The organism is Stenotrophomonas sp. Bg11-02 (genome assembly GCF_002836635.1).
Lineage (GTDB): Bacteria > Pseudomonadota > Gammaproteobacteria > Xanthomonadales > Xanthomonadaceae > Stenotrophomonas > Stenotrophomonas lacuserhaii.
In genome coordinates this window covers 78,888-90,851 of record NZ_PJAY01000049.1, presented here as the reverse complement: position 1 = coordinate 90,851, position 11,964 = coordinate 78,888, and the positions used below count along the sequence as shown (strand labels likewise).

Below are 11,964 nucleotides of genomic sequence, written 5' to 3'. Positions count from 1 at the left end.
CCTGCAGCTTCAGGCTTGTGGCGGGCGTCAGCCAGGCGCCAGACTGGGTGGCCCAGAGCCCTGATTCCACGCATGAATACCCTGTTGCTGGCCTCTACATCGCCTTACCGCCGCGAGCTGCTGCAACGGCTGCGCCTGCCCTTCGACTGCGCACGCCCGCAGGTAGATGAAAGCCCCCTACCCGGCGAGGCCCCGGCCGCGCTGGCAGTACGCCTGGCGGCAGCCAAGGCGGCCGAGGTCTCCCGGCGGCACGCGGGCACATGGGTGATCGGGTCGGACCAGGTGGCCGATCTGGCGGGCCAGCCGTTGGGCAAACCGGGCACGGTGGAAGCCGCCCGGACGCAGCTGGCCGGGATGTCCGGGGCCGCGGTGCAGTTCCATACGGCGATCTGTCTCATGCGCGACGGAGAACGCAGGGAGGCGCTGGATACCACCACGGTGCGCTTTCGCGTGTTGACCGAGGCTGAGATTGCACGCTACGTGGATGCCGAACAGCCGCTGGACTGCGCCGGCAGCTTCAAGTGCGAGGGTTTGGGCATCGCCCTGTTCGAGGCCATCGACAACCGCGACCCGACCGCGCTGGTGGGCCTGCCGCTGATCGCGCTGTGCGCACTGCTGCGCCAAGCGGGAATCCCGATCCCGTAGTGGCGACCGAGTTCGTCACCTACGAAGCCGATGGTTCGCGGCGGTGTGAGGTCTGCTGCCGTGGGTGACGACCGTTGGTCGTCACCGGGCCTTTCCCGACCCCGGCGAAGAGCGCGACGACCAACGGTCGTCACCCACCACACCAACGGTCGTCACCCACGACACCAAAGGTCGTCACCCATCAGGTCGTCAGCGCGCGGGCACCACGAACGGCTGTTCCTGCCACAGCTCCACGCTGCCATCGTGGCCATGCAGGCGCAGGCCCAGCCAGTGCCGTCCCGGTGCCAGTTTGCGGGTGTCCAGGTGAGCATCGAAGCCCACGTTGGGATGCTGCGGATCATTGGACTGCGGCCACGCCGGACGGATGTCGAAGGCCCGCCCGTACACCGCATCGGCCACCGCGCGCCCGTCCAGCAGCACTTCCACGCGTGACAGCCCGACGCCGTCCTTGAACGCCCAGCCGCGCACGTGCAGGTCCGCCGCCACGACATCACCGGAGGACGGCGCATCGAACCAGGCCATCGCCGGCGTAATGCACGGCCCCTCCTCGCGCTGGGCCGGCAGGCGGATCAACAGGAAACGCTGGAAGCCATGGTCGCTGCTGACCACGCGCGGCGGCGGCAGCGGACCGACCTGGCCGCAGATTGCGTGATAGCGGTCCAGCAGTTCACGGTAACGCTGGTCGCTGGGCGAAAGCACAAGCAGCAGGGGGCCATCGCGCTTGCCATCGTGCAGCTGGCCCCACAAGCCCAGCTGCACGCTGCGCCCATGCTTGTCGTTGAGCGGATGCGGCAGCACCGCGATATCGGCATCGCCCAGCTGGAAGCCCAGCTCCGCACCGACCTTGAAGTTGCCGGCCAGCACCTTGGTGCCGGGCGGCATCTGCTGCAATTCCTCGCGCACGGCATCGGCCAGCGGCTGCCAGCCGGCGAAATTGCGCGGGTAATATTTGTAACCGGCCAACTGCTCGCGCAGCTGCGGCGAAGACGCCATCAGGTAGTAGCTGAAAGCCAACGCCAAGCCCACCCCGGCGGTCCACCATGCCGTGCGGCGCAGCCAGCGCGGCCAGCCATTGAGCACCACCGGCACGGCAACCAGCAGCGCCAGGTAGCCCGGCAGCGGCCAATGGAAACTGATGCGTTCCACGTCGGTGAAGAAGCCGAGCACGAATATCGCCAGCGTGGACACGCCACCAACCAGCCCGAAGTAACGCCATTGCGCGCGCGCACCGCCCCCGGCACGCGTGCCGGCCACGGCCACTTTCCACATCGCCACGCACAGCAGCGGGGTCACCAGCATCGGCTGGATCACCAGGAACCACAGCCCGGTCCACTGGAAATCCCAGGGATGGCGATCGACCATCTGGAACTTCAGCCCTGCCTCATGGTTGTCCGCATTCCATGCCAGCAACGGCAGCCATGCCAGCACGCCAACGGCCAGCGCCACCCAGATGCGCGGATCGCGCAGCATCCGGCGGCCTTGCGGCAACATCAGCAGGGCGATGAAACCGACGGCGATCACGCCGATGAAGCGGTAATGGCTGAGCGCACCGATCAGCAGGCCCAGCGCCAACCGCATCGCAGCTGCGGCATCCACCGTGTGCAGCAAGCGCGCGCCGGCCCCCAGGCATAGCACCGCAGCCATCGCCATCGGTACGTCCGGCACGGCCAACATGCCCAGCGTGGCCGACAGCGGCATCAGCAGGGTCAGGCTGCCGGCCTGCCAGCCGGCCACGTTGCCGAACCAGCGCGTGGCGATGCGCGATACCGCCCAAGGCAACCAGGCCCCGATGGCCAGGAAGGGCAGGCGCAACGCCAGGACATGGTGCCCGCCGATCTCCACGCCCAGCCGGGCCAGCCAGGCGGTGAGTCCCGGCAGGTCGGAGTAGGCGGCGGCCAGGTGCTGGCCTTCCTGCCAATAGAAGGCCTCGTCGACGAACAACGGCAGGCGTGCGGCCACGACCAGCTTCACTGCCGTGATCAGTGTCCATAGCCACAGAAATATCGTGCGTGCGCGTTGTTCGCCCTGCATTGCTCTATAGAATCGAAGGAAGACCGAGCCAGAGACGACGATGGATTCTTCGCCCCCCGTGCCCCGCATGCTAACCGATGAACTGCGTCAGGCTCTGCTTGATGCGCAACAACAGGTCAACGCCCTGGTGCTGGGCAAGGCCCACGAGGTACGACTGGCCTTCGTCGCCCTGCTGTCCGGCGGGCATCTGCTGATCGAAGATCTGCCCGGCCTGGGCAAGACCACCCTCGCCCACGCACTCGCCTCCAGCCTGGGACTGGGCTTCCAACGCGTGCAGTTCACGTCCGACCTGCTGCCGGCCGACGTGCTCGGTGTGTCGATCCTGGATCCGGGCAGTCGCGAGTTCGCCTTCCATCCTGGCCCGGTGTTCACCCACGTGCTGCTGGCCGATGAGATCAACCGCGCGCCGCCCCGCACGCAGAGCGCGCTGCTGGAAGCGATGGCCGAACAGCAGGTCACCCTGGATGGCCAGACCCACGCCTTGCCGGATCCGTTCTTCGTGATCGCCACGCAGAACCCGGTGGACCTGTCGGGCACCTTCCCGCTGCCGGATTCGCAGCTGGACCGGTTCCTGCTGCGGCTGGCGATGGGCTATCCCAACGTGGAGGCCGAACGCGAGCTGCTGCGTGGCGTGGACCGTCGCGACCTGATCGCGCGCGCCACCCCGAAGCTGGACGACCAGCAGGTGCGCGCACTGCGCGAGGCCGTGCTGCAGGTGCATGCCAGCGATGCGCTGATCGATTACGTGCAGGCACTGCTGACCCGCAGCCGGCAGCACGCCGGCGTGCGCGTTGGACTGTCACCGCGTGCCGGGCTGGCGCTGCTGCGTGCAGCGAAGGCGCACGCGCTGCTGCTGGGCCGCGCGCATGTCATTCCCGAAGACGTGCAGACCTTGTTCATCGGCGTGGCCGGCCACCGCCTGGTCGGCGAAGCCGAGTCGTCGGCCGGCACGGCGCTGGCAAAGGCGATCCTGCAGACGGTGCCGGTGGATTGAACGCGCCCGTGCCTACGCGCCGGCAGTGGCTGATGAACCTGGCGCGCCCGCGCCAGCCGGAAACCTTGCCGCAACGGCTGGACCGCCGCCGCATCTACGTCCTGCCCACGCGCTTCGGACTGTTCGTGGCCGCGGTGCTGGCGGCGATGCTGCTCGGCGCGCTGAACTACAACAACAACCCTGCCCTGTTACTGGCGTTGCTGTTGGCCGGCGCCGGCGTGGCCAGTGCGATCAGCGCACACCTGACCTTGTCCGGGCTGAGCCTCGATGCAGTCAGCGCCGAACCGGTGGCGGCCGGCCAGCCGCTGCGCGTACGCGTTGCACTTTCCCAGCGCGAACAGCGCGGCCGGCCGGGCCTGCAACTTGACCACGGCGATGCGCACAGCTGGACCGCAGTCCCCGCCGGCGGCCGGGTGGATGCCGAACTGGAACTGCCCACCACCCAGCGCGGCTGGCTGGACCTGGACCGCATCCGCCTGTCCACCACGCAGCCCCTGGGACTGGTGCGCGCGTGGTCATGGTTCTGGCCGGACCAGCCGCTGCTGGTGTACCCGCATGCCGAAACCCAAGGCCCTGGGCTGCCCGAACAAGGCAGCGACCCGCTGCACAGCCGGATGGATGCGGCCGGCGAAGAACTGCATCAACTGCGCCCCTATCGCGCAGGCGACCCCCGCCGCAGCATCGCCTGGAAGCATTCCGCACGGCGCGACACGCTGCTGGTGCGGGAGTATGAAAAGCCGGCCGGCATCGAAGTGATGCTGGACTGGCGCCAGCTGCATGGACTGGGCACCGAACAACGCATCGCCCGGCTTGCGCGCTGGGTGGACCTGGCCGAACGCGAGGGCCGCCGCTATACATTGAAGCTGCCGGGCCAGCCGGCCATCGGGCCTGCACAGGGCGCTTCGCACCACCACCTCTGCCTGCGCGCGCTGGCGCTGCTGCCGCATGACTGAACCTGCCTCCTCCCTGCTGGACCGCCATGCCCGTGGCTGGGCCCTGGCAAGCACCGCGCTGGCCCTGCTGCCATTGCTGCTGCAGCTGCCCAGCGTGCTCGCTGCCACCATCGCCGGTGTCGCGCTGCTGACTGCCGTGGTGTCACGTCGTGGCCTGCTGCCGGTGACCGTGCGGCTGTTGCTGGTGCTGGCGATGCTCGCCCTGATCTACGTGCAGATGGGCGTCCGCCCCGGCCGCGATACCGGCTGTGCGCTGTTGGCGGCGATGCTGGCGATCAAGTCCAGCGAACTGCATACCCTGCGCGATGCGCGCAGCCTGCTCGGCTTCGCCCTGTTCGCCCCGTTCGCCGCTTTCCTGCTGGATCAAGGCCCGATGACCACCCTGCTGGCCACCCTGGCCGGCGTCTGCGCGCTGCTCGCGCTGCAGCGGCTGGCGCAGGTCGAAGGCCGGTCACCCACGCCGGCACTGCGCGTGCAGGTGCGTGGCGTGCTGCGCCTGCTGCTGATCGGCCTGCCCTTGGCGATGGCAACCTTCTGGTTGTTCCCGCGCCTGTCACAGCCGCTGTGGGGCCTGCCGGACCGTGCGGTCAGCCGGCCGGGCCTGTCCGACAGCATGGAACCGGGCCAGTGGCTGGACCTGATGGCCGACGACACCCCGGCGCTGCGCGCGCAGTTCCATGGACCGGTGCCAGCGCCAGAACAGCGCTACTGGCGCGGTCCGGTCATGACCCATTTCGATGGCCGCACATGGATCCGCGACCGCCGCAATGAAGGGCGCGCGCCGGTTCCGGTGCAGGCCGGTACGCAGCGCTGGAACTACACCATCGACTACGAACCCACCGACCGCCGCCAGCTGGTGGCGCTGGACCTGCCAAACAGCGCACCGGCCGGCGCGCGATTGACCGCCGATTACAGCCTGGTCAGCGATCGCCCACTGGCTTCGCTGAGCCGCTGGACGCTGCAGTCGGCGCCGCCGCAGGTGTTCGCCGCGTCCTTGTCGCCGTGGCAGCGCCAGCTGTCGCTGCAGTTGCCGGAAGGATTCAATCCGCGCACCGCTGCGCTCGCTCGCCAGTGGCGCGCCGAAGCCGGCAACGACGACGCCGCGCTGGTGCGTCGCAGCCTGGACTGGATCCGCGCCGAGTTCGCCTACTCACTGGATGCCGAGTTGCCCGGCCGCAACGCGGTGGATGAATTCCTGTTCGATCAGAAGGTGGGTTTTTGTGAACACTTCAGCTCGGCATTCGTCGTGCTGATGCGCAATGCCGGGGTGCCGGCGCGCGTTGTCACCGGCTTTGCCGGTGGCGTGCGCAACCCGATCGGCGACTACTGGGTGGTGCGGCGCATGGACGCCCACGCCTGGGCCGAAGTGTGGCTTCCCGGGCGCGGCTGGGTGCGCGTGGACCCCACCGCCGCGGTGGCCCCCGAACGCATCTACGACACACTGGAAGATCGCCTGGGCACCGAAGCGGGCGGCATGCAGGGGGCCTGGCTGCAGACCGGACAGGCGATGGACTGGCTGCGCAGGGGCTGGAACGAGATGGTGCTGTCCTTCGACGCCACCCGCCAGCAGCAGCTGCTGCGGCCGCTGGGCATGCCGGACCTGTCGCCGGCACAGCTGATTTCCAGCCTGGTGGTGATTGCGCTGATGGCGCTGGGGGCGATGGCCTGGGTGCTGGCCCGCGGCGAACGCGAGCGCGACCCGTTGCTGCGCGCCTGGCACCGACTGGGCCGCCGTTACGCGAGACAGGGCCTGGCGCGTGAACCGTCCGAGCCGGCGATGGAATGGGCACGCCGCGTTGACGCCCATCGGAGCGATCCTGCCTTGCTGGCGCTCAGCCAGCGTTTCGTCCATGCGCGCTACGCTGGCACTCATGTCGACCACGCTTCATTATTGGCCGACCTGCGCAGGCATCGTCCGTCTTCCGGAGCCACATCATGAACATCAAGATTCTGCTTCCCCTGGCTGCCTCACTGGCGCTGGCGGCCTGCGCGACGGCACCGAAGCCGCTGCAGGGCCAGTTCGCCGCCGTGACCCCGCGCGATACCGTGGCGACCCAGCAGGTGGGCGCGCCGGTGCGTTGGGGCGGTCGCATCATCGAAACGCTGCCGGGCCAGGGCCAGACCTGCTTCCAGCTGCTGTCGCGCCCGCTCAACGCCAGTGGTCGCCCGACCACCAGTTCCACCGACGCCAGCGACGGCCGCTTCGTTGCCTGCCGCGCCGGATTCTATGATCCGGCGGTGTTCGAGGAAGGCCGCGATGTGACCTTCATCGGCCGCGTGGACGGCTATGAGAACGTCAAGATCGGCGAGTACGACTATCGCCTGCCCAAGCTCGCCGCCGATGTGATCTATCTGTGGCCGGAACAGCGCCAGGTCGATGTGGTGCCCTACCCGTACGGTCCGTGGGGCCCGGGTCCGGGCCCGTGGGGCCCGTGGGGCTACGGCCGTTACGGCTGGTGGTGAGCACTGCCTGAGCTGTAATGAAAAAGCCGCCTTCGGGCGGCTTTTTCTGTTGCGCGCGGCGACAAAGCAGAAGCGGTAGCGCCGCTTACTGGCCGGGCGAACGACAAGGCAGAAGCGGTAGCGCCGACCCATGGTCGGCGGAAACGATCAGGCCCCTCAACCCCGGGTATCCGCCGACCATGGGTCGGCGCTACTGAGCGGGCGCGCCGAAGTGGCCCAGCGGAGCGCCGGCCAGCAAGTGCAGGTGGATATGGAACACGGTCTGCCCGGCGTGTTCGCGGCAGTTCATGACGATGCGGTAACCGTCCTCGGCCAGGCCCTGTTCGCGCGCGTACTGTGCGGCGGCCAGCGCCAACTTGCCGATCAGGTGCGCCTGCCCCGGCGTTACGTCATCCAAGGTGGGAATGACCTCGTTCTTCGGAATGAACAGCACGTGCACCGGCGCCTGCGGCGCGATGTCCTTGAAGCCCAGCACCTCCTCGTCTTCGTAGACGATGACGGCCGGGATTTCGCGGCGGATGATCTTGCTGAAGAGCGTTTCGCTGGTCATGGGTTTCGCCTCTTGGGGGGTGCCGACCAAGGTCGGCACTACGCGCGTGGGTATGCTTCTGTCTTTATTCCCGCACTTCGCTGCGCGTGCCGAAGGCATGCGACAACGTGCCACGATCGACGAACTCCAGCTCGCCACCAAGCGGCAGGCCCTGCGCGAGACGGCTCGGCCGCACCTGCCGCGCACGCGCCAGTTGGGCGAGGTAATGCGCGGTCGCTTCGCCTTCCACCGTGGCACTGGTGGCGATGATCATTTCGGTGATCTCGCCGGCATCGAGCCGCTGGCCCAGCAGCTCCAGCCCCAGTTCGCGCGGACCGATGCCATCCAGCGGCGACAGCCGGCCCTGCAGCACGAAGTACACGCCGCGGAAACCGGTCGCGTTTTCGATGGCCAGCCGGTCGGCGGGGGATTCCACCACGCACAACTGGCTGCGCTCGCGGCTGTTGTTGGCGCAGGTCGCGCACAGTTCGCTTTCACTGAAATCGCGGCACTTCGCGCAATGGCCGATGCGCTCCATCGCCTGCGCCAGCAGCGAGGACAGCTTCTCGCCGCCCTCGCGCTCGCGTTCCAGCAGGTGGTACGCCATGCGCTGGGCGGTCTTCTGGCCCACGCCGGGCAACACGCGCAGCGCTTCAATCAACTGGTCAAGCAGGGGTGCGGACATCATTCGGCTCGGATAGAGCCGGGCCATGCCCGGCTGCGCTGCATCAGAACGGCAGCTTCATGCCCGGGGGCAGCTGCATGCCGGCCGTGGCCGAACCCATGCGGGTCTTCGACTCGGCATCGATCTTGTTGGACGCATCATTGAAGGCTGCGGCCACCAGGTCTTCCAGCATTTCCTGATCGCCCAGCAGCGACGGATCCAGGCGCACCTTGCGGCATTCCTTGGCACCGGTGAGGGTGACGCTGACCATGCCGCCACCGGCGCTGCCGGTGACTTCAAGCTTTGCGATTTCTTCCTGGGCCTTCTGCAGGTTCTCCTGCATCTTCTGGGCCTGCTGCATCATCTGGGCGATATTGCCGCGCATGGTTCTTTACTCTTCAAAGGGACGGATGGAATCGGACACGAGCCGCGCGCCGTGCTTCTGGATCAGCACCTGCACTTCCGGATCGGCCATGAAAAACGCCTCGGCCGCCTGCTGGCGTTCACTCCGCTGACGGTCTGATCGCTGGTGCAGGGTCTCGGCCGGCGCCTGCGTGGCATCGACCACGATCTTCGGCGGCGAACCCAGCGCCTTACCCAGCATCTCCGCCAGCGCGCCCAGCGCGCGTTCGGAACTCAGGTACTCAAATCCGGGCGACAAACCCAGTTTCAAGACCCCGTGCTGGAAACTGATGAACGCCGCGTTGGCGGCAAGCTGCCGCGAAGGCCCACTCAGGCCACTGGCAGCCACCAGTTCCAGCCAATCTTCGGCACAGGCCAATGCCACCGAAGCACCGCCCGGGGCTGCGGCTTCTGCCACCGTGGCGGCAGGCGCGATGTCGATGCCTTCGGCGCGGAACGGCTTGGGCGGTGCCGCCACCGCAACAGCGGGCGCAGCGCGCGGTGCCGGTTCGGCAGGTGGCTGCCACGGCGCCAGCATGGCCGCGTCCGGGCCAGCCAGTTCAGCCGCCAGTGCATCGTCGCGCTGGTCGCTGTCATCGGCCGCTTCGATCTCCCACGGGGGCAGATCCGGTTCATTCGAGGCCGGCGGCGGATCTTTCACCGGTGCCGGCGGCGCTGGCTCGGGATCTTCCACCGGCGTGGTGTCCGGCAGCGGACCGGGCTTGGGCGCTGCGGCCTGCACGCTGGCTACCACGGCCGGCGCCGGTGCGGCGGCAACGGGTGCGGCGGCGATGCCGGTCGAACCCGCCGAACCGCTCGCCGCCCCCGTCGAACCACCCGACTGCAGACCTTCGCCACCTTCCGGTGCACGCGGCACCGGCGGCACCGCAGCGGCCGGACGGAAGGCCAGCATGCGCAGCACGGCCATTTCAAAACCTGCGCGCGGGCTCGGCGCCAGCGGCAGGTCGCGGCGGCCGTTGAGGGCCATCTGGTACCAGAGCTGCACTACTTCCGGGCGCACCCGCGCAGCAAAGCCGCCCAGGTCCAGGCCATCGGCGGCGATGGCACCGGGCACCAGCTGCTGCACCTGGATGCGGTGCAGGGCATCGGCCAGCGCTTCCAGCACGCCGCTCCAGTCCGGCGAGAACTCCGCCAGCGCCGCCACGACCTGCAGCAGGCGCTGGCCATCACCTTCGGCCAGGGCGTCGAGCATGGCCGCCACCTGGGTGCGATCCACCGTGCCCAGCATGGTGCGCACCACGTCCTCGCGCAGCGCACCGCCGGCATAGGCGATGGCCTGGTCGAGCAACGACAGGCCGTCACGCAGGCTGCCGTCGGCGGCCTTGGACAGCTGCACGATGGCGCTGTCGTCGGCTTCGATCTCTTCGGCCGCCAGGATCCTGGTCATCTGCCCCTGGATCTGGTCTTCGTCCAGGCGCTTCAGGTTGAACTGCAGGCAGCGGCTGAGCACGGTGACCGGCAGCTTCTGCGGATCAGTGGTGGCGAGCAGGAATTTGACGTGCTCCGGCGGCTCTTCCAGCGTCTTCAGCAGCGCATTGAACGCCGCCTTGGACAGCATGTGCACTTCGTCGATCAGGTAGACCTTGTACTTGCCACGCGAGGGCATGTACTGCGCGTTCTCGATCACCTCGCGGACATCGTCCACGCCGGTGTTGGACGCCGCATCGATTTCCAGCAGATCGATGTAGCGGCCGGAATCGATGTCCAGGCAGGCCGGACACTGGCCGCAGGGATCGGCACTGGTGCCCTGTTCGCAGTTCAGCGATTTGGCGAAAATACGCGCGATGGTGGTCTTGCCCACCCCACGGGTACCGGTAAACAGGAAAGCGTGATGCACGCGACCGCTGTCCAGCGCATTGGTAAGCGCGCGGACCACGTGTTCCTGGCCCACCAGCTCGGCAAAACGCTTTGGACGCCACTTGCGGGCAAGGACGAGATAGGACATCAGGCCACCGTCTTCATCAGGACGACCATTGTGCCACGCCTGTCCAGCCCCCTACGTCGGCAACTGCAGGGCCTTGTGTCCAGCCGCGCAGCCAGCTAGAATCTGCGGCCCCTGCAACGGCATTGTCGTTCCGCAGGGGAATCCGGAGAGGTGTCCGAGCGGTTGAAGGAGCACGCCTGGAAAGTGTGTAAGCGTCTAAACCGCGCTTCGGGGGTTCGAATCCCCCTCTCTCCGCCAGACAAATGAAAAGGGCTGCCCATCGGGCGGCCCTTTTTATTTGTCTGGTGGGGAGAGCGGCAGATGAGAAGCCCTGCGGGTTCGACGGATCTGCAGGAGCAGATCCGGACAGCCGAAGGCTGGCCCTGCAGCGCGCAGCGCGGAAGGGCTGGGTGCATGGATGCACCCAGCAATCCCCCTCTCTCCGCCAGACAAATGAAAAGGGCTGCCCATCGGGCGGCCCTTTTTATTTGTCTGGTGGGGAGAGCGGCAGAGAGAAGCCCCGGGGTTCGACGGATCTGCAGGAGCAGATCCGGACAGCCGAAGGCTGGCCCTGCAGCGCGCAGCTTCTGCTCCGGTAGTGCCGACCTTGGTCGGCACCGTGAGAAGATCTGCCGACCAAGGTCGGCACTACAGACGCTTCCCACGGCATCGATTGCGATCTGCGGCTACGCTGACGCGTCACCCGCAAGCACGCTCTCTCGTCATGCCCACCCCACTCGCCCGCAGCCGACACCTCTACCAGTTCTACATCGGCGGCACGGCCGGCCGCGCCAACATCGAACTGCACGACGTCCAGTTCGCCGCGGTTTCCCGCGTGCAGGATGCCTACCCTGCCCTGCGCGAGGCGTGGTTCGGCGATCCCGGCAGCCTGCATCTGGATGGCTACATGCGCATCGACTGGGCCGATGGCTTCGACGTACATCTCGCGCCGGAGCCAGACCCATCCGGGCTCACGCTGTTCTTCGTCAACATGGGCGGCTACCGCGCAGACAGCCTGGCGGAGCTGCATGCGTTCGGCCTGTTCGTCGCAGCCGATGCCGCCGGCGCCAAGGCGAAGGCGCGGCGCAGCCTGCTGCAAGGGGCCCAGCAGCTGCACAAGGATGACCTGCGCGAGGTCGACAACTGCCTGGCCCTCGGGGAGTTCGGCGGCCTGCACGTGCACCTGCAGCCCAACCCATCGGGCACCCAGCCTCATCCGGAATGGCAGGGCTACCGCCCCATCGCGCGCAAGATCAACATCCGGTGAGCTGACAGCGTTCCATCAGTGTGCATGGCGCGGGCGGGATATCTACTTATAGTAGGTTACCCACAGTAACT

The 11,964-nt window shown here is 67.8% G+C and carries 11 protein-coding genes and 1 tRNA gene; 7 read left to right on the top strand and 5 right to left on the bottom strand.

Annotation, left to right across the window (positions count from 1 at the left end):
- The first annotated feature begins 72 nt into the window (after positions 1-72).
- Complete coding sequence (locus CXG43_RS03915; RefSeq protein ID WP_101098758.1) at positions 73-645, top strand: Maf family nucleotide pyrophosphatase; 573 nt, start codon at positions 73-75, stop codon at positions 643-645.
- Positions 646-834: 189 nt separating this feature from the next.
- On the opposite strand, the gene CXG43_RS03910 is transcribed toward CXG43_RS03915, so the two are convergent.
- Positions 835-2,676, bottom strand: coding sequence for a glycosyltransferase family 39 protein (locus tag CXG43_RS03910; protein WP_101098757.1), 1,842 nt, complete (start codon positions 2,674-2,676; stop codon positions 835-837).
- A gap of 40 nt (positions 2,677-2,716) precedes the next feature.
- Here CXG43_RS03910 and CXG43_RS03905 point away from each other — a divergent pair, with 40 nt between their 5' ends.
- The 4 genes from CXG43_RS03905 to CXG43_RS03890 are packed head-to-tail and all read left to right on the top strand — an operon-like array spanning position 2,717 to position 7,086.
- On the top strand, positions 2,717-3,670 hold the full coding sequence (locus CXG43_RS03905) for a MoxR family ATPase (protein ID WP_101098756.1): 954 nt from the start codon (positions 2,717-2,719) through the stop codon (positions 3,668-3,670).
- Between the two features lie 32 nt (positions 3,671-3,702).
- Entirely contained in the window at positions 3,703-4,623 is a 921-nt protein-coding gene (locus CXG43_RS03900) for a DUF58 domain-containing protein (RefSeq protein WP_101098755.1), read from the top strand.
- Complete coding sequence (locus CXG43_RS03895; RefSeq protein WP_101098754.1) at positions 4,616-6,562, top strand: DUF3488 and transglutaminase-like domain-containing protein; 1,947 nt, start codon at positions 4,616-4,618, stop codon at positions 6,560-6,562. The genes CXG43_RS03900 and CXG43_RS03895 overlap by 8 nt, the downstream gene beginning before the upstream one ends.
- Entirely contained in the window at positions 6,559-7,086 is a 528-nt protein-coding gene (locus CXG43_RS03890; protein ID WP_057506959.1) for a Slp family lipoprotein, read from the top strand. The genes CXG43_RS03895 and CXG43_RS03890 overlap by 4 nt, the downstream gene beginning before the upstream one ends.
- 190 nt (positions 7,087-7,276) lie before the next feature.
- Here the strand turns inward: CXG43_RS03890 and CXG43_RS03885 are convergent, their stop codons facing one another.
- The 4 genes from CXG43_RS03885 to dnaX form a co-directional block, all read right to left on the bottom strand.
- The gene (locus tag CXG43_RS03885; protein WP_101098753.1) at positions 7,277-7,636 is read right to left on the bottom strand and encodes a histidine triad nucleotide-binding protein; all 360 of its coding nucleotides are present in this window, start codon (positions 7,634-7,636) and stop codon (positions 7,277-7,279) included.
- 64 nt (positions 7,637-7,700) lie between these two features.
- Positions 7,701-8,300, bottom strand: coding sequence for a recombination mediator RecR (gene recR / locus CXG43_RS03880; RefSeq protein WP_101098860.1), 600 nt, complete (start codon positions 8,298-8,300; stop codon positions 7,701-7,703).
- A gap of 43 nt (positions 8,301-8,343) precedes the next feature.
- Positions 8,344-8,664, bottom strand: a complete 321-nt coding sequence (locus CXG43_RS03875; protein WP_042613371.1) for a YbaB/EbfC family nucleoid-associated protein — start codon at positions 8,662-8,664, stop codon at positions 8,344-8,346.
- Between the two features lie 6 nt (positions 8,665-8,670).
- Positions 8,671-10,647, bottom strand: coding sequence for a DNA polymerase III subunit gamma/tau (dnaX, locus tag CXG43_RS03870; protein WP_101098752.1), 1,977 nt, complete (start codon positions 10,645-10,647; stop codon positions 8,671-8,673).
- Positions 10,648-10,791: 144 nt separating this feature from the next.
- On the opposite strand from dnaX, the gene CXG43_RS03865 reads away from it, so the two are divergent.
- Positions 10,792-10,884: transfer RNA gene (locus tag CXG43_RS03865), tRNA-Ser, on the top strand.
- Between the two features lie 466 nt (positions 10,885-11,350).
- Positions 11,351-11,893 (top strand): DUF1543 domain-containing protein, encoded by a 543-nt coding sequence (locus tag CXG43_RS03860; protein WP_101098751.1) that lies wholly within the window; start codon positions 11,351-11,353, stop codon positions 11,891-11,893.
- Positions 11,894-11,964 lie beyond the last annotated feature (71 nt).

Excerpts from the sequence above, each read along its gene's own strand:
- CXG43_RS03900 (WP_101098755.1), top strand. The coding sequence starts at position 3,703 with ATGAACCTGGCGCGCCCGCGCCAGCCGGAAACCTTGCCGCAACGGCTG.
- CXG43_RS03895 (WP_101098754.1), top strand. The coding sequence starts at position 4,616 with ATGACTGAACCTGCCTCCTCCCTGCTGGACCGCCATGCCCGTGGCTGG.
- CXG43_RS03885 (WP_101098753.1), bottom strand. The coding sequence starts at position 7,636 with ATGACCAGCGAAACGCTCTTCAGCAAGATCATCCGCCGCGAAATCCCG.
- CXG43_RS03890 (WP_057506959.1), top strand. The coding sequence starts at position 6,559 with ATGAACATCAAGATTCTGCTTCCCCTGGCTGCCTCACTGGCGCTGGCG.
- CXG43_RS03860 (WP_101098751.1), top strand. The coding sequence starts at position 11,351 with ATGCCCACCCCACTCGCCCGCAGCCGACACCTCTACCAGTTCTACATC.
- recR (WP_101098860.1), bottom strand. The coding sequence starts at position 8,300 with ATGTCCGCACCCCTGCTTGACCAGTTGATTGAAGCGCTGCGCGTGTTG.
- CXG43_RS03915 (WP_101098758.1), top strand. The coding sequence starts at position 73 with ATGAATACCCTGTTGCTGGCCTCTACATCGCCTTACCGCCGCGAGCTG.
- CXG43_RS03875 (WP_042613371.1), bottom strand. The coding sequence starts at position 8,664 with ATGCGCGGCAATATCGCCCAGATGATGCAGCAGGCCCAGAAGATGCAG.
- dnaX (WP_101098752.1), bottom strand. The coding sequence starts at position 10,647 with ATGTCCTATCTCGTCCTTGCCCGCAAGTGGCGTCCAAAGCGTTTTGCC.
- CXG43_RS03910 (WP_101098757.1), bottom strand. The coding sequence starts at position 2,676 with ATGCAGGGCGAACAACGCGCACGCACGATATTTCTGTGGCTATGGACA.
- CXG43_RS03905 (WP_101098756.1), top strand. The coding sequence starts at position 2,717 with ATGGATTCTTCGCCCCCCGTGCCCCGCATGCTAACCGATGAACTGCGT.